This window comes from Streptomyces angustmyceticus (genome assembly GCF_040701845.1).
GTDB classification, from domain to species: Bacteria; Actinomycetota; Actinomycetes; order Streptomycetales; family Streptomycetaceae; genus Streptomyces; species Streptomyces angustmyceticus_A.
Genome location: NZ_JBFBHQ010000003.1, coordinates 94,577 through 117,593, shown reverse-complemented (window position 1 = coordinate 117,593; position 23,017 = coordinate 94,577). Strand labels below are relative to the sequence as shown.

Annotated in this window: 19 protein-coding genes; 12 read left to right on the top strand and 7 right to left on the bottom strand. The window is 72.1% G+C overall.

Annotated features, from left to right (window positions below; translation table 11 throughout):
- The first annotated feature begins 134 nt into the window (after positions 1 to 134).
- Positions 135 to 1,619: a ricin-type beta-trefoil lectin domain protein gene (locus AB0411_RS07925; protein ID WP_366416918.1), complete on the top strand. Its 1,485-nt coding sequence runs from the start codon at positions 135 to 137 to the stop codon at positions 1,617 to 1,619.
- Between the two features lie 112 nt (positions 1,620 to 1,731).
- Here the strand turns inward: AB0411_RS07925 and AB0411_RS07920 are convergent, their stop codons facing one another.
- The 4 genes from AB0411_RS07920 to AB0411_RS07905 form a co-directional block, all read right to left on the bottom strand.
- The gene (locus AB0411_RS07920) at positions 1,732 to 2,673 is read right to left on the bottom strand and encodes a Yip1 family protein (protein ID WP_366416917.1); all 942 of its coding nucleotides are present in this window, start codon (positions 2,671 to 2,673) and stop codon (positions 1,732 to 1,734) included.
- Positions 2,674 to 2,772: 99 nt separating this feature from the next.
- Complete coding sequence (locus AB0411_RS07915) at positions 2,773 to 3,336, bottom strand: GNAT family N-acetyltransferase (protein ID WP_366416401.1); 564 nt, start codon at positions 3,334 to 3,336, stop codon at positions 2,773 to 2,775.
- Between the two features lie 73 nt (positions 3,337 to 3,409).
- The gene (locus AB0411_RS07910) at positions 3,410 to 4,732 is read right to left on the bottom strand and encodes an FG-GAP repeat domain-containing protein (RefSeq protein ID WP_366416400.1); all 1,323 of its coding nucleotides are present in this window, start codon (positions 4,730 to 4,732) and stop codon (positions 3,410 to 3,412) included.
- Positions 4,733 to 4,897: 165 nt separating this feature from the next.
- Complete coding sequence (locus tag AB0411_RS07905; protein WP_366416399.1) at positions 4,898 to 7,165, bottom strand: (Fe-S)-binding protein; 2,268 nt, start codon at positions 7,163 to 7,165, stop codon at positions 4,898 to 4,900.
- Between the two features lie 289 nt (positions 7,166 to 7,454).
- Here AB0411_RS07905 and dnaK point away from each other — a divergent pair, with 289 nt between their 5' ends.
- From dnaK to AB0411_RS07885, 4 genes are read left to right on the top strand one after another with little or no spacing between them, the layout of a single operon-like run.
- Complete coding sequence (dnaK, locus tag AB0411_RS07900; protein ID WP_159744689.1) at positions 7,455 to 9,311, top strand: molecular chaperone DnaK; 1,857 nt, start codon at positions 7,455 to 7,457, stop codon at positions 9,309 to 9,311.
- Positions 9,308 to 9,961 carry a nucleotide exchange factor GrpE gene (gene grpE, locus AB0411_RS07895; RefSeq protein ID WP_366416398.1) on the top strand — a complete coding sequence of 218 codons (654 nt, stop codon included), beginning with the start codon at positions 9,308 to 9,310 and terminating at the stop codon, positions 9,959 to 9,961. Before dnaK ends, grpE begins: the two co-directional genes overlap by 4 nt.
- A gap of 45 nt (positions 9,962 to 10,006) precedes the next feature.
- Complete coding sequence (dnaJ, locus tag AB0411_RS07890; RefSeq protein ID WP_366416397.1) at positions 10,007 to 11,179, top strand: molecular chaperone DnaJ; 1,173 nt, start codon at positions 10,007 to 10,009, stop codon at positions 11,177 to 11,179.
- Position 11,180: 1 nt separating this feature from the next.
- Positions 11,181 to 11,633 (top strand): heat shock protein transcriptional repressor HspR, encoded by a 453-nt coding sequence (locus tag AB0411_RS07885; protein ID WP_086720322.1) that lies wholly within the window; start codon positions 11,181 to 11,183, stop codon positions 11,631 to 11,633.
- A 123-nt stretch (positions 11,634 to 11,756) separates the two neighbouring features.
- Here the strand turns inward: AB0411_RS07885 and AB0411_RS07880 are convergent, their stop codons facing one another.
- Positions 11,757 to 12,161 (bottom strand): hypothetical protein, encoded by a 405-nt coding sequence (locus tag AB0411_RS07880; RefSeq protein WP_366416396.1) that lies wholly within the window; start codon positions 12,159 to 12,161, stop codon positions 11,757 to 11,759.
- A gap of 481 nt (positions 12,162 to 12,642) precedes the next feature.
- Positions 12,643 to 13,047 (bottom strand): pyridoxamine 5'-phosphate oxidase family protein, encoded by a 405-nt coding sequence (locus tag AB0411_RS07875; RefSeq protein WP_366416395.1) that lies wholly within the window; start codon positions 13,045 to 13,047, stop codon positions 12,643 to 12,645.
- Positions 13,048 to 13,532: 485 nt separating this feature from the next.
- On the opposite strand from AB0411_RS07875, the gene clpB reads away from it, so the two are divergent.
- The 3 genes from clpB to AB0411_RS07860 all read left to right on the top strand — a co-directional run bounded on the left by clpB (position 13,533) and on the right by AB0411_RS07860 (position 17,325).
- The gene (gene clpB, locus AB0411_RS07870) at positions 13,533 to 16,163 is read left to right on the top strand and encodes an ATP-dependent chaperone ClpB (RefSeq protein ID WP_366416394.1); all 2,631 of its coding nucleotides are present in this window, start codon (positions 13,533 to 13,535) and stop codon (positions 16,161 to 16,163) included.
- Positions 16,164 to 16,331: 168 nt separating this feature from the next.
- Positions 16,332 to 16,868, top strand: a complete 537-nt coding sequence (locus tag AB0411_RS07865; RefSeq protein ID WP_366416393.1) for a YbjN domain-containing protein — start codon at positions 16,332 to 16,334, stop codon at positions 16,866 to 16,868.
- 106 nt (positions 16,869 to 16,974) lie between these two features.
- Positions 16,975 to 17,325, top strand: coding sequence for a hypothetical protein (locus tag AB0411_RS07860; protein WP_366416392.1), 351 nt, complete (start codon positions 16,975 to 16,977; stop codon positions 17,323 to 17,325).
- A gap of 43 nt (positions 17,326 to 17,368) precedes the next feature.
- On the opposite strand, the gene AB0411_RS07855 is transcribed toward AB0411_RS07860, so the two are convergent.
- The gene (locus AB0411_RS07855; protein ID WP_366416391.1) at positions 17,369 to 18,547 is read right to left on the bottom strand and encodes a pyridoxal phosphate-dependent aminotransferase; all 1,179 of its coding nucleotides are present in this window, start codon (positions 18,545 to 18,547) and stop codon (positions 17,369 to 17,371) included.
- 197 nt (positions 18,548 to 18,744) lie between these two features.
- Here AB0411_RS07855 and AB0411_RS07850 point away from each other — a divergent pair, with 197 nt between their 5' ends.
- The 4 genes from AB0411_RS07850 to AB0411_RS07835 all read left to right on the top strand — a co-directional run bounded on the left by AB0411_RS07850 (position 18,745) and on the right by AB0411_RS07835 (position 22,973).
- Positions 18,745 to 19,014, top strand: coding sequence for a hypothetical protein (locus tag AB0411_RS07850; protein WP_366416390.1), 270 nt, complete (start codon positions 18,745 to 18,747; stop codon positions 19,012 to 19,014).
- 322 nt (positions 19,015 to 19,336) lie between these two features.
- A complete protein-coding gene (locus tag AB0411_RS07845) occupies positions 19,337 to 19,858 on the top strand; it encodes a DUF2617 family protein (protein WP_088798590.1) in 522 nt (173 codons plus the stop codon).
- A 267-nt stretch (positions 19,859 to 20,125) separates the two neighbouring features.
- Positions 20,126 to 21,850, top strand: coding sequence for a polyamine aminopropyltransferase (locus AB0411_RS07840; RefSeq protein WP_366416389.1), 1,725 nt, complete (start codon positions 20,126 to 20,128; stop codon positions 21,848 to 21,850).
- A gap of 160 nt (positions 21,851 to 22,010) precedes the next feature.
- Positions 22,011 to 22,973, top strand: a complete 963-nt coding sequence (locus tag AB0411_RS07835) for an SRPBCC domain-containing protein (protein WP_366416388.1) — start codon at positions 22,011 to 22,013, stop codon at positions 22,971 to 22,973.
- Positions 22,974 to 23,017: the final 44 nt, after the last annotated feature.

The following is a 23,017-nucleotide window of genomic DNA, read 5'->3' as shown; positions in this document are numbered from 1 at the left end:
CGAGACGCGGGCGGTGGGCGTTACGTGGGCGGCCGGCGGGAGCAGGGTCCCGTAAGGGAACAGGGGCGCGGGCGGGAGGCAGGGCGGGACGCGGGCGGCGGCTGCGGGGCGCGGTGACGGTCTCGGCGGTGGCGTTGGCCGTGGTGTTCTCCGGGGCGGTGAGCGGGGCGAGTGCCGCCGGCGGGAGCCGTGGGCCGGCCCCGGTCGCCAAGCCGTTGGCGGGCGGGCTGGAGGAGATCCGGGCGCGGGAGGCGGTGAAGCTCTACGGGGATCCGGCCGAGCGGCCCCTCGGGGAGCGGAAGACCTCGTTGATCTCACTGGGGGACAGCGAGATCTCGGGGGAGGGCGTCGGGACGTACGAGCCCGGCACGGACGGCCCCACGAACTGGTGCCACCGGTCGCCGGACGCGGCGATCCACCGGACCGGCATCGCGGCGGACGTGACGTACAACGCCGCCTGCTCGGGCGCGGGCACCGGCAACATCGTGATCGGGGGCAGCAAGCAGTACGGCGACGAGCTGGTGCAGAGCGACGCGCTCGCGATCGCGGCCCGCAACACCCGGCTGAAGATGGTGCTGCTGGTGGCCGGCGCCAACGACGATCTGCAGTTCGGGCCGGTGATGACGGACTGCGTGGTGCGCTGGTTCCTGCTGCAGGGCACCTGTGAGCCGAAGTACCAGCCGGGGTGGCAGGCGCGGGTCGAGGGGCTGGTGCCGAAGGTCGAGCGGACGGTCGGCGACCTGCGGACCGTGATGCGGGACGCGGGCTACGCGGACGGCGACTACCGGCTCGTGGTGATGTCGTATCCGAGCCCGATCGGGCCGGACGTGGAGGACAACCCGCACTACCCGGGGAAGCTGCTGGGCGGCTGCACGGGCTACACCTCCGACGCCGGCTGGGGGCGCAACACCGCCGTGCCGGCCTTCGAGCGGGGCATGCGCCGGGCCGCGCTGGACGCGGGGGCGACCTACCTCGACGCCTCGCGGCTGTTCCACGGGCACGAGGTGTGCATGGAGGACACCTGGGCCCGCGGGCTGTATGTGAACCTCACCAACCCGATTCCGCCGGACTCGAACTCCGTACGGCAGTCCTTCCACCCCAACGCCCGCGGGCACGGCGCCTTCGCCTCGTGCCTGACCCAGCTCTACGCCACGGGACTGCGCGAGGCCTCCTGCGCCGACCCCGCGAGCACCGGGCGGCCGGCGCTGTACGCGGGGGCCTGGGACGAGGCGTACCGGCCGCTGAAGAACGCCGGCACCGGGAGCTGTGTGGACGCGACCGGCGGGGCCAGCCGCAACGGGACGGCGGTCGGCGGCTGGGACTGCCACGGCCAGCGCAACCAGGACTGGTGGTACGACGACGGGCAGCGGTCGGTGCACGTGGGCCTGACCCAGGACCGGTGCCTGGACGTGCCGGGCGCGCAGTACCGGGCCGGGGCCGGGCTGGTGCTGTGGAACTGCTCGGGCGCGGCCAACCAGCAGTTCGTACGGGACGGCGGCGGCACGATCCGGCCCGCCGCCGCGCCGACGCTGTGTCTGACGCTCGGGGCGGCGAAGGAAGCGCTGCGGCTGCAGGGGTGCGACGGGTCGGCGGGGCAGCGGTTCGTCCGGGCCGCCTGACTCCGCCGCACCGGGCCGGATCCGCGGGGCGGCCGGCCCGCCGTACGGCGAGGGGCCCGCTCCGGAGCCTGGTGCTCCGGGGCGGGCCCCTCGCGGTGGCCGGGACGGACCCTTACAGGGTGCCGAGCTTGAGCAGGGCGAGCAGGGCGACCAGTTGGATCGCGGAGGCGCCCAGGGCCTTGGGCCACGGCAGATCGTGCGACTTGCTGACCATGGAGGTCAGCAGGTAGCCGGTGGCGAGCCAGGTCAGCCAGCCCAGGACCTGGACCAGGGTGCTGTCGCCGCCGAGGAACATCGCGAACAGCAGCCGGGGCGCGTCCGAGATCGTCATGATCAGCATGGCCAGGCCGATGGTCGGCTGCCAGGCGCCGTCGCCGCCGAGCTGGCGGGCCAGGGTGTGGGTGACCGTGCCCAGGATCAGGCTGCCGATGATGAACATCACAGCGGTGATCAGCACCCACGGGATGCTGTTGGAGAGGGTGGCGTTCAGCACGTCCTCGCGGGCCTTGTCGAAGCCGAAGACCGCGAGCAGACCGTAGATGAAGGTGACGATGAGCGCCGGGGCCCACACCGCGTGGTCGCGCATCTGCCAGAAGGTGGCGTCGGGGCGCAGCACGATGCCGGACAGCAGCTGCTTCCAGTGCAGCCGGGGTCCGGCCGGCGCGCCGGCCTGGCCGGCGCGGTAGGTGCCGCCGGACGCGTACGCACCGTCGGCGCCGTCGTCGTACTGGCCCTGCGGCGCACCGTAGGCGTCCGGGCCGTCGCCGACGCTGAACTGCTGGGTGTGACCCGGGTTGTTGTCGTTCGAATACGGCGCGAAGGACTGCTGGGGCTGATAGCCGCCGTCGCCGAAGTACTCGGGCTCGCCGTGCTGCCCGTGCGGCTGCGGCTGCCCCTGCGGCATGCCGCCGTACTGCTGCGGTGCCTGCTGCCACTGCCCGTGCGGCGGTGGGGGCTGCTGCCCGTACGGCCCTTGCTGCCCGTACGGAGCCTGCTGCCCCTGGTGCCCCTGCTGTCCGTTCTGCGCGGGGCGGGTGTCCCGTCCGCGACCCATCCTGAATCCAGCCACGTACTCGAAAGTACCTGGTCCGCGCGGATCCGGTGGCGGAGCAGGGGGATCGGGGCCCGGTTTGCATCTGACCTGTGACATCCCCTAGGGGGTTCCCCGAGGGGACCGGGGGGCCGGGGGCGGGGTCCAGCGGAGGGTGAGGTCCGGCAGGTTCTCCATGTTGGAGCTGCCGTCGTTGACGGCCACGACCCGGAAGCCGTGGTGGGCGTAGAACGCCCTTGCGCCGGTGTTGAGTTGGAAGACGTGCAGGTACAGGCCGCCGGGGCGCAGGCGTCGCGCCTCGGCGAGGAGGCGGGAGCCGATGCCGGTGCGCCGGACGTCCGGGCGCAGGTAGAGCTGTTCGAGCAGCTCGCCCTGGAGGGCCGCGTAGCCCAGGAGCTCCGTGCCACGGACGGCGACCAGGGTGTGACACTGCGGCAGCACGATCTCCCTGATCCAGCGGGTGACCTCCGCGTGGGTGCGGCGCTGGGGCGGCAGGTAGGGCATGGTGACCTGCCGTGATGCCTGGTGGACGGCGGCGATCGCGGGGGCGTCGGTGGGGAGGGCGAGCCGGACCGTGACGGGCGGGGCGGGCGGCGTCTCGCGGGGGGCGGGGCGCTCCGGGGCGCTCGGATCGTCTGCCGTACCCCTGCCCGTGTCTGTGTTCATGGCGTCATGCTGGGATGCGTCCCGGCGCCGGGACAACTGTATTAGCCACGGACCACAAGTGCCTGGCGGTCCGTCAGGGGGCCCTGAAATCCGCCGTGGTGAAGGAGCGGGCGGGCCGCGCGGCGAGTCCTGACGGGGTGCCGGGCCAGACCGTGACCCGGTCGTGGGTGCGGCCGCGCCGGGTGAGGAGGACGAGGTCGGCGCGCTGGTCGCCGTCGAGGTCGGTGAGGGCGAGAACCGTGGAGTGCGGGCGTCCGGGGCCGGGGAGACGGGGTGCGGGCAGGTGGCGGGCGGTGCCGGAGAGCCCGTGCGCGGTGCCGCGCAGCAGGGCGGGGCGGGTGCCGCCGACGACGAGGTCCGGGTGTCCGTCGTGGTCCGCGTCACCGGCGGCGAGGGTGGGTACTCCGCCCGTGCCGGTGCGGATCGTGCCGGGGCGGCCGCCGACCGAGAGCAGGGCGCCGGTGTCGGCGGTGACGGAGGTCACGCCCCGGCCGGCCCCGGCGAAGCGGCCGAAGACCGTCGCGTAGCCGGGCGGGTAGGCGGCCGGGCCGGCGCGCAGCGGGCCCCGGGGGCCGCCGAGGGCGAGCCGGGCGCGGGCACGGCGGCCGGGGGCGTCGGAGCGGACGAGGAGGTCGTCGGCGCCGTCGTCGTCGACGTCGGGGGACGGGGCGAGAGGGCCGGGGGCGGCGAGGGCGGTGCCGGGGACGGCGAGGGGCGCGCCGGCCGCCTCGGGGGCGCCGGTGCGGGTGAACGGGCCCCGCAGGTAGCTGATGCGGGGGCCGGAGGCGGTGACGGCCAGGTCGGCCGCCCCGTCGCCGTCGAAGTCGCCGCAGACCGGCTGGTCGGGCCATTCGTTGCCGAACCGCGCCCGGGCGGGGATGCGCAGCCGCACGGCGCGGGCCGGGCCGAGGCCCCGCGGCGAGCCGAAGAGGAGCTGGACGGGGACGGGCGGGCGGCCCACGCCGTCGTAGGGCGGGTCGGTGGTGACGACGAGATCGCTGAAGCCGTCCCGGTCGAGGTCGCAGACGGCCTCGGCGTCGAAGGCGGCGGGGACGGCGCTGCCGGTGGGGGCGGCGTTGCGGGCCGGGGTGAGCAACTCCCGGGCGGCCGGGGCGAGTCCGTGCGCGGAGCCGTAGACGATGCCGATGCCCGGGTCGTCGTCGCGGCCGCCGGCGGGGGCGAGCAGGCGGTCGAGGACGAGGTCGGGGTGGCCGTCGCCGTTGAAGTCGCCGGCCGTCTTGCTGCCGTGGCCGGCCGGGACCGGGCGGGCGGCGGGCAGCGAGGAGGCACGGTGGCGGGCGGCGCGGCGCGCGTCGCCGGAGCCGGAGAGCGGCCCGCAGGAGGTGAGGAGCAGGACGAGCCCCAGGCCCGCCGCCGTGACGATCCGTCGTCCCATGCCGTCCCCGCCCCGCCCGTCTCGCTGGTGTCGTGGTGTCGTGCTGTCGTCGTGCGCGGCCCCGATGCTCTCCGGTGGCCCGCGATGCCGCAATGCCCGCCCCGCACGCCGACGGCCGGCCCCCGAACAGGGACCGGCCGTCGGCCAATGCGGGTGTCCGCGCCGTTACTTCACCGGCTCCGGCTCCGGCGCGTCCTCCGGCTCCTCGTCGCCCGCCGGGTCGACCGGCGTCCTGACGGAGTCCAGCAGCAGCTGGGCCACGTCGACGACCTGGACGGACTCCTTCGCCTTGCCGTCGTTCTTCTTGCCGTTGACCGAGTCGGTCAGCATCACCAGGCAGAAGGGGCAGGCCGTCGAGACGATGTCGGGGTTGAGCGACAGGGCCTCGTCGACGCGCTCGTTGTTGATGCGCTTGCCGATGCGCTCTTCCATCCACATCCGGGCGCCGCCGGCGCCGCAGCAGAAGCCGCGCTCCTTGTGGCGGTGCATCTCCTCGTTCCGCAGGCCCGGCACCTTGGCGATGATCTCGCGCGGCGGGGTGTAGACCTTGTTGTGGCGGCCCAGGTAGCAGGGGTCGTGGTAGGTGATCAGACCCTCGACCGGGGTGACGGGGGTGAGCTTGCCCTCGTCGACGAGGTGCTGGAGCAGCTGGGTGTGGTGGATGACCTCGTACTCGCCGCCCAGCTGGGGGTACTCGTTCGCGATGGTGTTGAAGCAGTGCGGGCAGGTCGCGACGATCTTCTTCGACGACTTCGGCTTCTTGGTCGACTCGTCCTCGTCGTCCTCACCGAAGGCGGCGTTCAGCGTGGCGACGTTCTCCGCGCCGAGCTGCTGGAAGAGGAACTCGTTGCCCAGGCGGCGCGGCGAGTCGCCGGTGCACTTCTCGTCGCCGCCCATGATCGCGAACTTCACGCCGGCGATGTGCAGCAGCTCCGCGAAGGCCTTGGTGGTCTTCTTGGCGCGGTCCTCCAGGGCGCCGGCGCAGCCGACCCAGTAGAGGTACTCGACCTCGGTGAGGTCCTCGATGTCCTGGCCGACGATCGGGACCTCGAAGTCGACCTCCTTGGTCCAGGCCAGACGCTGCTTCTTGGCCAGGCCCCAGGGGTTGCCCTTCTTCTCCAGGTTCTTGAGCATCGTGCCCGCCTCGCTGGGGAAGCTGGACTCGATCATGACCTGGTAGCGGCGCATGTCGACGATGTGGTCGATGTGCTCGATGTCGACCGGGCACTGCTCGACACAGGCGCCGCAGGTGGTGCAGGACCACAGGACGTCCGGGTCGATGACGCCGTTCTCCTCCAGCGTGCCGATCAGCGGGCGCTCGGCCTCGGCCAGGGCGGACGCGGGGACGCCGGCGAGCTGCTCGGCGGTCGCCTTCTCGTTGCCCTCCTCGTCCTTGCCGCCGCCCGCGAGCAGGTACGGCGCCTTGGCGTGCGCGTGGTCGCGCAGCGACATGATCAGCAGCTTGGGCGACAGCGGCTTGCCGGTGTTCCAGGCGGGGCACTGCGACTGGCAGCGGCCGCACTCGGTGCAGGTGGAGAAGTCGAGCAGGCCCTTCCAGGAGAAGTGCTCGACCTGCGAGACGCCGAACTGGTCGTCCTCGCCCGGGTCCTCGAAGTCGATCGGCTTGCCGCCGGAGGTCATCGGCTGCAGGGCGCCCAGCGCCACGCCGCCGTCCGCCTCGCGCTTGAACCAGATGTTGGGGAAGGCCAGGAAGCGGTGCCAGGCCACACCCATGTCGGTCTTGAGCGAGACCGTGATCATCCAGATGAAGGACGTCGCGATCTTGAGGCCGGCGAAGAAGTAGGTGAGGTTCTGCACCGTGCCGAGGCTCATGCCCTTGAACGCCGCGACCAGCGGGTACGACACGAAGAACGCCGGCTCGTAGTGGTCGACGCCGTGCTGGGCACCCTCCAGGGCGTGCAGCGTCACGATGCAGATGCCGACGATGAGGATGACGGTCTCGACGAAGTACGCCTGGCCGGTGTTGGATCCGGCGAAGCGGGACTTGCGGCCCGCGCCGCCGGGCCGGCTCAGCTGCCGGACGACGATCAGGACGATGATGCCCAGGGTCGTCATCGTGCCCATCGCCTCGACGAACATCTCCCACGGCAGCCAGTCGCCGAGGAACGGGATCAGCCAGTCGGCCTTGAAGAGCTGGCCGATGGCGTTGACGATCGTCAGCAGCAGGGTGAGGAAGCCCACCGCCACGAACCAGTGCGCGACGCCGACGATGCCCCAGCGGTTCATCCGGGTGTGGCCGACGAACTCCTTGGCCACCGTCACGGTCCGCTGGGCGGGGGCATCGGTCCGGGTGCCGGCGGGCACCGGCTGGCCCAGTCGCATCTGGCGGTAGATCTGCAGGAGGGCGCGGCCGAACAGCGCCACGGCGACCGCGATGAGCACCAGCGACACGATGATCGCGGCGAGTTGCATGGGAGGCTCCTCGTACCTGCGAGAGCGGAAAGGGGAGAGGTCTACTAAGCGGTAACTTTTTGGGTCTGCCGCTGAGGTTACCCATTCTCCTCTGCGCCATGAAGCCGCCCGGCCGGTGATCTGCGTCGCCAAGGCAACCCTCTGTGCGGCCCGTACGTCTTTCGCCGCACAGCCGGTGACGATAAGCGCCTTATAAAACTTGAGTGCCCCCGACTCAGCTCTGTTGACAGGTTTTCCTCCGTGCTGCACTCTTGAGCCTGTTCCACTCAAGTCAGCTGGAGGAATTGAAATGGCACGTGCGGTCGGCATCGACCTGGGCACGACGAACTCCGTCGTCAGTGTTCTCGAAGGCGGTGAGCCCACCGTCATCACCAACGCCGAGGGCGCCAGGACCACGCCGTCCGTTGTCGCCTTCGCCAAGAACGGCGAGGTGCTGGTCGGCGAGGTCGCCAAGCGTCAGGCGGTCACCAACGTCGACAGGACCATCCGGTCGGTCAAGCGCCACATGGGCACCGACTGGAAGATCGACATCGACGGCAAGGGCTTCAACCCGCAGCAGATGAGCGCCTTCATCCTGCAGAAGCTGAAGCGCGACGCCGAGTCGTACCTCGGCGAGAAGGTCGTCGACGCGGTCATCACCGTTCCGGCCTACTTCAACGACTCCGAGCGCCAGGCCACCAAGGAGGCCGGTGAGATCGCGGGCCTCAACGTCCTGCGCATCGTCAACGAGCCCACCGCGGCCGCCCTGGCCTACGGCCTGGAGAAGGACGACCAGACCATCCTGGTCTTCGACCTCGGCGGCGGCACCTTCGACGTCTCGCTGCTGGAGATCGGTGACGGCGTCGTCGAGGTGAAGGCCACCAACGGTGACAACCACCTCGGTGGTGACGACTGGGACCAGCGCGTCGTCGACTACCTGGTCAAGCAGTTCCAGAACGGCCACGGCGTCGACCTGGCCAAGGACAAGATGGCGCTCCAGCGCCTGCGCGAGGCCGCCGAGAAGGCGAAGATCGAGCTGTCGTCCTCCACCGAGACGACGATCAACCTTCCCTACATCACCGCCTCCGCCGAGGGCCCGCTGCACCTGGACGAGAAGCTCACGCGCTCGCAGTTCCAGCAGCTCACCTCGGACCTCCTGGACCGCTGCAAGACGCCGTTCCACAACGTGATCAAGGACGCGGGCATCAACCTGTCCGAGATCGACCACGTGGTCCTGGTCGGCGGCTCGACCCGTATGCCCGCCGTCGCCGAGCTCGTCAAGGAGCTGACCGGCGGCAAGGACGCCAACAAGGGCGTCAACCCGGACGAGGTCGTCGCCATCGGCGCCACCCTCCAGGCCGGTGTCCTCAAGGGCGAGGTCAAGGACGTCCTCCTGCTGGACGTCACCCCGCTGTCCCTCGGTATCGAGACCAAGGGCGGCATCATGACCAAGCTCATCGAGCGCAACACCACGATCCCGACCAAGCGCTCCGAGATCTTCACGACGGCCGAGGACAACCAGCCGTCCGTGCAGATCCAGGTCTACCAGGGCGAGCGCGAGATCGCGGCGTACAACAAGAAGCTCGGGATGTTCGAGCTGACCGGTCTGCCGCCGGCCCCCCGCGGGGTCCCGCAGATCGAGGTCTCCTTCGACATCGACGCCAACGGCATCATGCACGTGACCGCGAAGGACCTGGGCACGGGCAAGGAGCAGAAGATGACCGTCACCGGCGGCTCCTCGCTGCCGAAGGACGAGGTCGACCGGATGCGCCAGGAGGCCGAGCAGTACGCGGACGAGGACACCAAGCGCCGCGAGGCCGCCGAGACCCGCAACCAGGCCGAGCAGCTCGTCTACCAGACCGAGAAGTTCCTCAAGGACAACGAGGAGAAGGTTCCCGGCGAGGTCAAGACCGAGGTCGAGGAGGCCCTCACCGAGCTGAAGGAGAAGCTCAAGGGCGAGGACACCGCCGAGATCCGCACGGCCACCGAGAAGGTCGCGGCCGTCTCCCAGAAGCTGGGCCAGGCCATGTACGCCGACGCCCAGGGTGCGGCCGGTGCCGAGGGCGCCGCGGGTGCCGAGGGCGCCGAGCAGGCCAAGGCCGAGGACGATGTCGTGGACGCCGAGATCGTCGACGACGAGAAGCCGAAGAAGGACGGTGCCGCGTGACGGAGGAGACCCCGGGCTTCGACGAGAAGCCCGACGTCCCTTCCGACGCCGCTCCCGAAGACGCGGCGCAGGCCGAGTCCGCCGACAAGGCGGGCTCGGCCCCGGCCGGGGACGTAACGGACGTAGCACTCCAGGCGCAGCTGGACCAGGTGCGTACGGCGCTCAACGAGCGCACGGCGGACCTCCAGCGGCTCCAGGCGGAGTACCAGAACTACCGCCGCCGGGTGGAACGGGACCGGGTGACGGTCAAGGAGATCGCCGCGGCGAACCTCCTGTCCGAGCTCCTGCCCACCCTCGACGACGTCGGCCGTGCCCGTGAGCACGGCGAACTGGTCGGCGGCTTCAAGTCGGTGGCCGAATCGCTGGAGACCGTGGTCGCCAAGCTGGGTCTGCAGCAGTTCGGCAAGGAGGGCGAGCCCTTCGACCCGACGATCCACGAGGCGCTGATGCATTCGTACGCACCGGATGTCACCGAGACGACGTGCGTGGCGATCCTGCAGCCCGGGTATCGCATCGGTGAGCGAACGATCCGCCCCGCGCGGGTCGCCGTCGCCGAGCCGCAGCCGGGCGCGCAGGGCGCCAAGTCCGATGACGAGGTCAAGGGTGCCAAGGCTTCGGACGAGGAGAGCGGTGGCCCGGACGAGGGCTGACGTGAGGACAGACAGGAAATCCGCGCGGGAGGAGGGACGTCGGGGATGAGCACCAAGGACTTCGTCGAGAAGGACTACTACAAGGTCCTCGGCGTCCCGAAGGACGCCACCGAAGCGGAGATCAAGAAGGCCTACCGCAAGCTCGCCCGCGAGTTCCACCCGGACGCCAACAAGGGCGACGCCAAGGCCGAGGAGCGCTTCAAGGAGATCTCCGAGGCCAACGACGTCCTGGGCGACAGCAAGCGCCGCAAGGAGTACGACGAGGCGCGCACGCTGTTCGGCAACGGCGGCTACCGGCCGGGCCCGGCCGGCGGCGGCGGCTCGTTCAACTTCGACCTGGGCGACCTCTTCGGGGGCACCCAGGGACAGGCGGGCGGCGGCGGCTTCGGCGGCGGGCTCGGGGACGTCTTCGGCGGCCTGTTCAACCGCGGCGGCGCCGGGACGCGCACCCACGCGCGCCGTGGCCAGGACATCGAGTCCGAGGTGACGCTCAGCTTCACCGAGGCGGTGGACGGGGCCACGGTCCCGCTGCGGATGTCCAGCCAGGCGCCGTGCAAGGCGTGTTCGGGCACCGGCGACAAGAACGGCACCCCGCGGGTCTGCCCGACCTGTGTCGGCACCGGCCAGGTCAGCCGGGGCGCGGGCGGCGGCTTCTCGCTCACCGACCCGTGCGCCGACTGCAAGGGCCGGGGCCTGATCGCCCAGGACCCCTGCGACGTCTGCAAGGGCAGCGGCCGGGCGACCAGCGCCCGCACGATGCAGGTCCGCATCCCCGCGGGCGTCTCCGACGGGCAGCGCATCCGGCTGCGCGGCAAGGGCGCTCCGGGCGAGCAGGGCGGCCCGGCGGGCGATCTGTACGTCGTCGTGCATGTCGACGCCCACCCGGTCTTCGGCCGCAAGGGCGACAACCTCACCGTCACGGTGCCGGTCACCTTCCCGGAGGCCGCCCTGGGCGGTGAGATCAAGGTGCCGACGCTGGGCGGCCCGCCGGTCACGCTGAAACTGCCGGCCGGCACCCCCAACGGACGCACCATGCGCGCCCGGGGCAAGGGCGCGACCCGTAAGGACGGGACACGGGGGGATCTGCTGGTCACCATAGAGGTGCTGGTCCCCGGTGACCTCAGCGACAAGGCGAGGGAGTCGCTGGAGTCCTATCGCGAGGCGACCGCGGGCACGGACCCGCGGGCGGAGCTGTTCCAGGCCGCGAAGGGAGCTTGAGATGGACAGCCGGGGCGGGCAGCGTCGTAACCCCTATGAACTGACCGATGAGTCGCCGGTGTACGTCATCTCCGTCGCGGCTCAGCTCTCCGGCCTGCATCCGCAGACCCTCCGGCAGTACGACCGGCTGGGGCTGGTCTCGCCCGACCGTACGGCCGGGCGGGGCCGCCGCTATTCGGCCCGGGACATCGAACTGCTCCGTACCGTGCAGCAGTTGTCCCAGGACGAGGGCATCAACCTCGCCGGCATCAAGCGCATCATCGAGCTGGAGAACCAGGTCACGGCGCTGCAGCAGCGGCTCGTCGAGCTCCAGGGCGCCCTGGAGGGCGCGGCCAGCGCGATGCAGCAACGGGAGGCGGCGGTGCACGCCTCCTACCGGCGCGATCTGGTGCCGTATCAGGATGTGCAGCAGAGCAGCGCGCTGGTGGTGTGGCGGCCCAAGCGGCCGGAGTGATCCGGTCCGCCGGGGCGCGGACCGCCGGCGTGTGACATGGCGAAGGGCCGGGGAAACCCGGCCCTCGTCGCGTTTCCCGGGCGCTGCCCGCCGCCGTGCGCCCTCCGCCCTGGGGCGGCCCGCTCAGCAGCCGTTGTACCCCGCCGTCGGCATCGACAGCCGGCGGTGCACCTGCGACTTCATCGCCAGGGTGTAGACGGGCTCGTCGAGGTCGGTGGTCTCCAGGCGTACGCCGGCCTCGGCGCAGCGTGCGGTGAACTCGGCGGTGCCGTCGATGGCGTTCTCCAGCGCCCGGCGGTTGGGCGCCACGAACACGTCCACCAGGCCCGCCGCGACGTCGCGCCACAGTGCGCTGTGGTCGGCCCGCAGGTGGTGCAGGCTGAGCTGGCAGGTCAGGTGGTAGTCACGGGCTGCCGCCCACTGTTTGCACATGTCGTGCTGGCCGCGGTCGTCGACCAGGAACGGATCCTCGTCGAGCTCGGACAGCGGCATCAGGCAGGCGATCGCCGTCACTCGGACCGAGTTCATCGTGCCCTCCGGGGCGTGGCGACTGTGGGGGCGACGATACCCCCGCGGGTGGCCCGTGGAGGAGGGGCTGTACCGGGCGGCGAAGCGTAACCGCAGGCGTGGCAGATCTTCCAGCCGTCCTGATTGACGGCCAGTTGGCCGCCGCAGCGCGGGCAGAGCTCGGCGTGCGGGTGCGGCCGGGTGGGGGGCGGACGGCGCGGAGCGGTCGTCACGATGCGCACTGCCGACGCCATGCGGCCTCCAGCTGCCGTCTTTTGCCTGGGGCAGGCCCGATGCCGTCCGTCATTGCACGGAGCTGTTCGGTTCCCGTCGCTCTTGAGTACCAGGTGGCGGGCCCGTGGCGGAGCGGAAGGGTCCGTTTTCGGCCAGGGGGCCGGCGGCTCGGCGGGACGGAGAGCCGGCGGCCCGATGGGGCGGGGAGACGGAGGTCCGGCGGGCGGAGGAGGCGGCGGAGCGGGCAGGGGGAGGCGGCGGTCCGCGCTCAGGCCCGCCCCATCGCCTTGGTCACCGCGATCTCGATCATGACGCGATCGGGGTTGGGCGTCGGGGTCCGGCCGTAGCGCTCGGCGTACCGGCGGACCGCGTCGGCCACCGACTCGCTGTCCGTGCGCACCCGTCCGATGCCCTCCAGGGTGGCCCAGCGGCCCTTGTCGACCTGGCACACGGCGACGGTGGCGCCGTCCGTCCCGGCGGCGACGATGTTCTTGACCTTGGCGCTGTCCTTGCGGGTGATGATCCGCGCGATCCGCTGCCCGGCGTCGTAGGTGACGCCCACGGGGACGACGTGCGGCGTCCCGTCGGTCCGCAGCGTGGTGAGCGTCGGCATCAGGTACTCGCGCCAGAAGGCGAGGTACTCCGGGCTGAGGGCACTGAGGTCATGGGCCATGGGGGCAAGGGTAGGCCGGGGCCCCGGGGCCGGAGGAAGCCGGCGGTGTCCAGCTCGTGAGGAGAGCGGTGTCCAGCTCGTGAGGAGAAGGGGGCGGGGAGGGGGGAGGGGCCTGCCGGCCGGAGCGGTGTCGTGCTCCGCGCGGTCGTCCCCGGAGGGCTCGCTGAACAGCGTGCTCCCGGCCTGGAAGGAGGTTTCTTCGTCGGTGGGCACGGGCGCGTGTGCCAGAGCCGTCATGCTGCACCTCCTGAGGTCGAAGGCCAGTGCGGCCGGGTGGGGTGGCCCGCGACGGCGCGTTGGACGGGATTACCTCGCACGAGTGAGCGAGGGTGGGGTGGGCGGGGCTCCCGGAACAACCTTGAGTGGAATAGACTCAACTTATCGCACGTTGGCATGAGCAGGGTGGGTGCCGTACGGGCGCATGGACGGGCCCGGAGCGGGCCCGCAGAGGCTGTTGAGGACGAGTCGAGGAGGATCGCGAGGACGTGGACGCCGAGCTGACCAACAAGAGCCGGGAGGCGCTGAGCGCCGCCAACGAGCGGGCGGTGACCGCCGGGCATGCGGACATGACGTCCGCGCATCTCCTGCTCGCGCTGCTGGCCGGGCAGGACAACGAGAACATCATGGACCTGCTGTCCGCCGTGGAGGCGGACGCCGCCGTGCTGCGCAACGGCGCCGAGCGGCAGCTCGCCGGGCTGCCCAGCGTGCAGGGCTCGACGGTCGCGCCGCCGCAGCCCGACCGCGACCTGCTCGCCGCCATCGCGGACGCCACCCAGCGCGCCAAGGAGCTCGGTGACGCCTACGTCTCCACCGAGCACCTCCTCATCGGGATCGCCGCCAAGGGCGGGCGCACCGGTGAGCTGCTGGCCGACCAGGGCGCGAGCGCCAAGAAGCTGCTGGCGGCCTTCGAGGCGAGCCGGGGCGGCCAGCGGGTGACCAACGCCGACCCGGAGGGCACGTACAAGGCCCTGGAGAAGTTCGGCACGGACTTCACGCTGGCCGCCCGCGAGGGCAAGCTCGACCCGGTCATCGGCCGGGACCACGAGATCCGGCGCGTGGTGCAGGTGCTCTCCCGCCGGACGAAGAACAACCCGGTGCTGATCGGCGAGCCCGGCGTCGGCAAGACCGCCGTCGTCGAGGGGCTGGCGCAGCGGATCGTCAAGGGCGATGTGCCCGAGTCGCTGCGCAACAAGCGGCTGGTCGCGCTCGACCTGGGGGCGATGGTCGCGGGCGCGAAGTACCGCGGTGAGTTCGAGGAGCGGCTGAAGACCGTCCTGGCGGAGATCAAGTCCAGCGAGGGCCAGATCATCACCTTCATCGACGAGCTGCACACGGTCGTCGGCGCGGGCGCCGGCGGCGACTCCTCGATGGACGCCGGCAACATGCTCAAGCCGATGCTGGCCCGCGGTGAGCTGCGGATGGTCGGCGCGACGACGCTGGACGAGTACCGCGAGCGGATCGAGAAGGACCCGGCGCTGGAGCGGCGCTTCCAGCAGGTGCTGGTCGCCGAGCCGACCGTCGAGGACACGGTGGCGATCCTGCGCGGGCTCAAGGGCCGCTACGAGGCCCACCACAAGGTGCAGATCGCGGACTCCGCCCTGGTCGCCGCCGCCTCCCTCTCCGACCGGTACATCACCTCCCGCTTCCTGCCCGACAAGGCCATCGACCTGGTCGACGAGGCCGCCTCCCGCCTCCGTATGGAGATCGACTCCTCGCCCGTGGAGATCGACGAGCTCCAGCGCGCCGTGGACCGCCTCAAGATGGAGGAGCTGGCGCTGCGCAACGAGACCGACGCCGGCTCGCTCCAGCGCCTGGAGAAGCTGCGCAAGGACCTCGCCGACAAGGAGGAGGAGCTGCGCGGCCTGACCGCCCGCTGGGAGAAGGAGAAGGAGAGCCTCAACCGGGTCGGCGCGCTCAAGGAGCGGCTCGACGAGCTGCGCGGCCAGGCCGAGCGGGCCCAGCGCGACGGCGACTTCGACACCGCCTCCAAGCTGCTCTACGGCGAGATCCCGGGCGTGGAGCAGGCGCTGGAGGAGGCCGCCGCCGCCGAGGCCGAGCAGGAGGCGTCCAAGGAGTCCATGGTCAAGGAGGAGGTCGGCCCCGACGACATCGCCGATGTGGTCGGCGCCTGGACCGGCATCCCGGCCGGCCGGCTGCTGGAGGGCGAGACGCAGAAGCTGCTGCGGATGGAGGAGGAGCTCGGCAAGCGGCTGATCGGCCAGACCGAGGCCGTACGCTCCGTCTCCGACGCGGTGCGCCGCACCCGCGCCGGCATCGCCGACCCGGACCGGCCCACCGGCTCGTTCCTCTTCCTCGGCCCCACCGGCGTCGGCAAGACCGAGCTGGCCAAGGCGCTCGCGGACTTCCTCTTCGACGACGAGCGGGCGATGGTCCGCATCGACATGTCGGAGTACGGCGAGAAGCACAGCGTCGCGCGGCTGGTCGGCGCGCCGCCCGGCTACGTCGGTTACGAGGAGGGCGGCCAGCTGACCGAGGCGGTCCGCCGCCGCCCGTACTCCGTCGTCCTGCTGGACGAGGTCGAGAAGGCCCACCACGACGTCTTCGACATCCTGCTCCAGGTCCTCGATGACGGCCGGCTCACCGACGGCCAGGGCCGCACGGTCGACTTCCGCAACACCATCCTCATCCTGACCTCCAATCTCGGCTCCACCTTCCTGATGGACCCGCTGCTCAAGGAGGACCAGAAGAAGGAGAGGGTGCTGGAGGCGGTCCGGGCCGCCTTCCGGCCCGAGTTCCTCAACCGGCTCGACGACGTGGTGGTCTTCCACCCGCTCGGCACCGACCAGCTCCAGCGGATCGCCGCGATCCAGCTCGACCACCTGCAGCGCCGCCTCGGCGACCGCCGTCTGACACTGGACGTCACCGACCGTGCCCTGACCTGGCTCGCCTGGCTGGGCCAGGAACCGGTCCTCGACGCCCCCGCGCCGGACCTGTCCTACGGTGCCCGGCCGCTGCGCCGGCTGGTCCAGACGGCCATCGGCGACCCGCTCGCCCGCGCCATCCTGGCGGGCGAGGTGCTGGACGGGGACACCGTGCGGGTGGACGTGGACGGCGACCAGCTGTCGGTGGAGCCGGCCGGACGGACCGCGGGCTGACCGGCCCTGCAATCCGGGCGTACGGCTGCGCCGCCCGCCCCCGTCCGTGATCCTTTCCTTTGACCGACACCTTGACCGACACCTTGCCCGCATCCGCTCCGTCCCGGGTTGCCAGGACGGGGCGGATGTGGGGGAGGATGGCAGGGACCATACGAAGGGAATTCCACGGTGAGCATCGACCCGTCCTCGATTCCGAATTTCGGGGGCCAGCCCGAACCCGAGCCCTCGGGGCCTGAGGGTCCCGTCGTGCCTGACCAGGACCTGGTCAAGCAGCTCCTCGACCAGATGGAGCTGAAGTACGTCGTCGACGAGGAGGGTGACCTCGCCGCTCCGTGGGAGCAGTTCCGCACGTACTTCATGTTCCGGGGCGAGGAGGAGCAGCAGATCTTCTCCGTCCGTACGTTCTACGACCGTGCCCACGGCATCGACGACAAGTCGAAGCTGCTGGAGGCGATCGACGACTGGAACCGCCGGACGCTGTGGCCCAAGGCATACACCCACACCCACGACGACGGCACGGTCCGTCTGATCGGTGAAGCATCGATGCTGATCGGCACCGGTGTCTCGCTCGAACACTTCGTGTCGAGCACGGTCAGCTGGGTACGCGCCTCGATCGAATTCGACAAGTGGATCGTCGAGCAGCTCGGCCTCGAAGCCGAGATCGAAGGCGACTCCGACCAGAAGCCGGGCGACGACGAGGCCTGAGCCCCGTCCGTCCCACACCCACCCTGCTGCGCGGGCCCCGGAGCTTTCGGCTCCGGGGCCCGCGTCCGTCCGGTGGCGGGACGAGGCACGGAGAAAGAGAGAAGCCGTGAGCTTCCCGGATACCGTTGTTCCTCACTACGCTTCGGACCGGCAGGTGGCCGGGTTCTTCAGCGGTGCTCTGAATGTCGAATTCATCGATGAAATCCACACGATGAAAGTGGGAGCGACAAGAAAGACTCCGTACGCCCGGCATCTCAAGGAGGCGTTGGAGTACCTGCTGAGGGAGCGGCCCGCCGGTTCGAGGGAGTGGGCGCTGATGACCGGCGTCTCCTTCTGGGAGGAAGACCACCTCTACGGCTATCTCCAGGACCTTTACGACTATTTCTACGGTGACCGGAAGGAACCGCCGGTGGCCCCGGATCCGGAGGCGCCGCCGCCCGGGAAGTACTGGACGTGAGGGCGGGCGACCCGGACCGGAGAGCGTCCGGCGGCACCTCGCGTCAGAGCTTCTGCAGCCGGTCCGCCGCCTCCCGTAGGACCGACTCCTGCTTGCAGAAGGCGAAGCGGACGTAGGGGGCGCCCTGGTCCTTGTGGTCGTAGAAGACGGCGTTGGGGATGGCGACGACGCCGGCGCGTTCGGGGAGGGCGCGGCAGAAGGCGAAGCCGTCGTCGTGCCCGAGGGGGCGGATGTCGGTGGTGATGAAGTAGGTGCCGGAGGGGCGGAAGACGCCGAAGCCGGCCGCGGTCAGGCCGCGGGCCAGAACGTCGCGCTTGGAGCGCAGGTCGTCGCGCAGCCCGGTGTAGTAGCTGTCGGGGAGGGCGAGCGCCTCGGCGACGGCGTACTGGAACGGTCCGGCGGAGACGTAGGTGAGGAACTGCTTGGCGGAGCGGACGGCGCCGACCAGTTCCGGGGGCGCGGTGACCCAGCCGACCTTCCAGCCGGTGAAGGAGAAGGTCTTGCCGGCGGAGCCGATGGTGACGGTGCGCCCGCGCATCCCGGGGAACGACGCGAGGGGGACGTGCTCGCCCTCGAACACGAGGTGCTCGTAGACCTCGTCGGTGATGACGAGGAGGTCGCGCTCGCAGGCGAGGCGGGCGATCTCGGCGAGCTCCTCGCGGGTGAGCACGGTGCCGGTGGGGTTGTGCGGGGTGTTGAGGAGGATCAGGCGGGTGCGGTCGGTGACGGCGTCGCGCAGTTCGTCCAGGTCGAGGCGGTAGGAGCCGGACTCGGGGTCCGCGCGCAGGGTGACCGGGACGCGACGGCCGCCCGCCAGCGCGATTCCGGCCGCGTACGAGTCGTAGTACGGCTCCAGCGCGATGACCTCGTCGCCCGGCTCCAGCAGCGCCAGCAGGGAGGCGGCGAGGGCCTCGGTGGCGCCCGCGGTGACCAGGACCTCGGTGTCGGGGTCGTAGGAGAGGCCGAGGTGTCCGTAGAAACGCTGTTGGTGGGCGGCGACGGCGGTGCGCAGCTCGGGGACGCCGGGGCCGGGCGGGTACTGGTTGCCACGGCCGTCGCGCAGGGCGCGCACCGCCGCTTCCCTGACTTCTTCCGGTCCGTCGGCGTCGGGGAAGCCCTGGCCGAGGTTGATGGAGCCGGTCCGTACGGCGAGTGCCGACATTTCGGCAAAGATCGTGGTGCCGAATTCGGCGAGGCGGCGGTTCAGCAGCGGTCGGTCCATGGGCGCCATCCTCCGTCGAACCTCTGGAGTTCCTCAACTGTGCTTTGAGATCGCGGGGCCAGGGCATCAGCCCGGCACAAAGGATGCAGACGGCCGTCGACGAGGACGGCCACGGCGCGGGACGGCGCCGGAACGGCGCACCGGGCGCCGGACGGAGCGGGTGCCTCGCTTCGGGGGAAGAAAGGAATGTGAGGCAGATGGGGATCGTGATTTTCCTGGTGGTCTGCGCGGCGGTGATCGGCCTGGTGGCCCTGGCCTCGCGGGGCGGCGCCGGCGGACGGGGTTCCGGCCGCGGCCTCGGCCGGAGCTCGGCCGGCGCGGGCGGCGCCGGCTGGTGGGCCGGCGGTGACGGCGGTTCGAGCCTGGGCGGTGGGCACCACGGGGGCGGCGGCTGTGGCGGCGGTTCCTCGTGTGGTGGCGGCGGCTGCGGCGGCGGTGGTGGCTGCGGTGGTGGCGGCGGCTCCTGAGCCCACGGCTGCGCCAACTCCACTGGTGTGGAAGGGGTGTTGCTTTCCGCATATGCGTCTGGCGGGTGCTGGTGAATGCATCAACACCCGCTGGACGCTTGGTTGTTGAACAGTTGAACTGCAAGGCCCCCGGGCGGATGGAAACCCGGAGAAGATGGGTAAAAGCGCTGTGGGCGACAGGGCTTTCATGATTCCCTCTCCCTGGAGAATCCCCCACGTTCTCCGTTCCCACGTGGGCACGAGCCGGCAGGCATTCGGACATCCCAGGCCTTCAACGGGCGGGCCGGCCCACCATTCCACTGCGTGCTTGCGGAGCCGACCCATGCTCACCACTTTGCAGACGGCGTACACCGATACCCGTGCCTCCGACCTGGCCTGGGCGCTGGGCAGGGAACCCCTGCCGGCCCTTGCCGTACTCGATCTCGAACTCCACGGTGCACAACTGCAGTTGAGGCTGCTCGGCGCCTCTCACCAGGTGCTTCTCGAAGAGGAGCGCGGCACCTGTTCCGAGACCGTCGCCTGTATGCCGGGCAGCAGCACACCGCTGCCGCTGGGCGTGGCGAAGCGGCTCGGCGACTGGGAATACGAATTCGCGGCCCATGTGGAGACGCTGTCGCGCGGCTCGTTCGCGGGGCGGGCGCAGGAACTGCTCGCGCTGGTGGCCGAGCATCCGCACGGCCTCGCCGGGACGTTCCCGGGGTCGCCGCACGCCTTCACCGCGATGCTGGCGCAGTGCCAGCAGGGGCAGGTGCGCTGGCGGACCTGGCACGCGTACCCCCAGGAGGGCCGGTTGGTGGCCACCCGTACCCGCGTGGGCGTACGGGCGGCGGTCGCGGCGGTCTAGCGGGGGCGGGCGAAAGGGGCCGGTCCGGTCGGCGGGGCGGTGTGGGGGCATGGGTGGCGCGAGGGGCGTGCGGGCGGGTGTGCGCCGGGGTGTGGGTGCCCGGCGGAGCGTGGGCGACGTGGTGTGCGCGGTCCGGGTGGCCGGTGGGGTGTGGAGGTGCCCCGCGCGCCCCTCGTGAGGGCCGTGCCCCGACGGGCGCGTGTAGCGGGCAGACTGCACCCGTGTGGGTGACGGAGCGCCACGGAACCGTCACGTAGCGTTCACTTTATGATCGACCCGCCAGAGCCCGCCCTCACCGGCGTCCCCGGGCCGCCGGAGGCCATGACACCGGCGCGACTGCCCGTGCCGGCCGGGCCCGGCCGGCTGCTCGTCCTCGCCGTCGTCTTCGTCTGCGCCGCCTGCGGCCTGGTCTACGAACTCGAACTGGTCGCGCTCGCCACGTACCTGGTCGGCGACTCCGTCACCCAGGCGTCGATCGTGCTGTCCGTCATGGTCTTCGCGATGGGTGTCGGGGCGCTGCTCGCCAAGCGGCTGCGCTGCCGGGCGGCGGTCGGCTTCGGCGCGGTCGAGGCCGGCCTGGCGCTGGTCGGCGGCAGCTCCGCGATGGCGCTCTACGCCTGCTTCGCCTGGTTCGGCCAGTCCCGCTCCGCGCTCGTCGGCTTCTCCCTGGCCATCGGCATCCTGATCGGCGCCGAGGTGCCGCTGCTGATGACGCTGATCCAGCGGGTGCGCCGGCAGGACGCGGGCGGCGCGGTCGCCGACCTCTTCGCCGCCGATTACGTCGGCGCGCTCGTCGGGGGCCTGGCCTTTCCCTTTCTGCTGCTGCCGGGCTTCGGCCAGCTGACCGGCGCCCTGCTCACCGGCGGGGTCAACGCGGTGGCCGGCGGCGTGCTGGTGCTCTGGCTCTTCCGCGACGATCTGAGCGCCCGCGCCCGCTGGACGCTGCTCGCCGCCAATGCCGTGGTCCTCGTGCTGCTGGCCGCGGGCGTGCTGCTGGCCGCGCCGTTCGAACGCGCCGCCCGGCAGGCGGTGTACGGCTCCTCGGCGCGGGTCGCGGTGCAGACCGGCATCCAAGAGGTGGTGATGACCGGCGGCACGGGCGCCGGAGGCGGTGCGGGGCGGGGGAGGAAAGGTTTAGGCGGACCGCTGGCGCTCTACCTGGACGGCCGGCTCCGGGTCAGCGCGGAGACCGAATACCGCTACCACGAGGCGCTGGTGCACCCGGCGATGGCGGGCGGCCCGCACGGCCGGGTGCTGGTCCTCGGCGGCGGCGACGGCCTCGCGGTGCGCGAGATCCTGCGCCACCGCGCGGTCCGCTCGGTCACCGTCGTCGAACTCGACCCCGGTGTCCTGCGGCTCGCGCGCACCGATCCCGGCCTCTCCCGCCTCAACCACCACTCGCTCCTCGATCCGCGGGTGCGGGTGGTGACCGCCGACGCCTTCGACTGGCTGCGCCGGCAGGGCCTGCGCGGCCGCGGCCGGCGGCAGGCGCCGTACGACGTCATCGTCTCCGACCTTCCCGACCCGGGTATCGCCGCCAGCACCAAGCTCTACTCGCAGGAGTTCTACGGCCTCGCGGCACGGCTGCTGGCGCCCGGCGGGCGGCTGGTGGTGCATGCCGGGCCACCGGTCGAACGGGCGCGTCTGTACTGGACGGTGGAGTCGACGGTCCGGTCGGTGGGCCTGGAGACCGTGCCCTACCGCCTGGCCGGCCGGCCCGCGTCGTTCTACGGCGGCCCGGACCGCGCGGCCCGCCCCCTTCCGACGGTGGACGCCGAGGTGCCCGCGGCCGCGCCGTCCGCCGGCCGGGGCCGGTACTGGGGCTTCGTACTCGCCGCCCGGCACCGCCCGCGGTTCGGCCTGGCGCCCGATGCGCCGCCGCCGGCCGGTCTCACCCGCGCGGAGCTGCAGGCCGGGCGGCGCGGGGAGGCCCGCGACCGGATGCCGGGCCTGCCGCCGTCGACGCTGATGCACCCGCGCTATCTCGGCTGATCCGCGCTGTCCCGACCGGGCGGGCCGGGCGGGCCGGTACGGAGGAAGGGCGCGGGGCGGACGGAGGAAGGGCGCGGGGCGGTACGGGGCCGGGGCCGCCGCGCAGAAAGTCTGTGTGCGCGGGCACGGGGTGCGGGGGCGCTGGGTAGGCTCCTATGCCATGGAGCATGAGGTGTACGTTCCGTTTCCCGTCGGGACCGTGCGGCAGGCGCTGACCGAGCCGGAGCGGGTGGCGCGCTGCGTCCCGGGAGTCCAGCTCGACGCCGACGCGGCCCCCCGGTCGCCGGTCGGCCGGCTGCGGCTGCGCGTCGGAAGCTCCACCATCACCTACCGCGGGACGCTGACGGTCGGCGCGGCCGCGGACGACGGACCCGGCGACGACGGACCCGGCGAGGACGGCGCCGCCGTAGTGACCGTCGAGGCGAAGGGCAGCGAGGTACGGGGCGACGGATCGGTCGTGGTGACCCTGGCCGTACGCCTCGCTCCGGCCACCGAGCCCGGCCCCGGCACGACGCTGACCTGCACCGGCACGGTCCACGGCGACGGCCGGCTCGCCGAGGCCGGCGAGCAGTCCGCCGCATCCGCCGGCCGCCGGCTGCTGGACCGCTTCGCGGAGAACCTCGCGGCCGATCTGCGCCGCCGGCCGCCGGCGGGACAGGACGGCGAGGGCACTGCGGAAGGCGGTCCGGCGGAGAGCGGTCCCGCGCAGGACCCGGCCGGGGCGGCCGGGCCGGGAGCGGCCGGCGACGGGATGCCACCGGCTCCGGACCGCGACGCGGACGCGGAAGCAGCGGCGGACGACGACGGGGCCGAGGGCGTCGAGGACCTCGGTGCGGGCGACGCCGGGGACGCGTTCCACGCGGCGCACGCCCTGCACCCCGAGCACGCCTACGGCCACGACGCGGACGGCCTCGCCCCCGCCGAGGCCGCGCACGCCCGCCGGACGATGATCGGGCGCAGCGCGGAGGAGGTCGACCACGCGCCGCCGCGCGGACGCTACGCGCCGGTGCCCGCGCCCGAGCCGGGCGGCACCTCGGCGGTCCTGCGCTGGGCGGCGCCCGCCGCCGCGGTGGTGCTGGCGTCCGCCGTGGTCGTCGGCCGGGTGCTGCGCCGGCGGCGCTGACCCCGTCGTCCGCCGGCCGCCCGCGCCCCGTCCCGGCGTCCCGC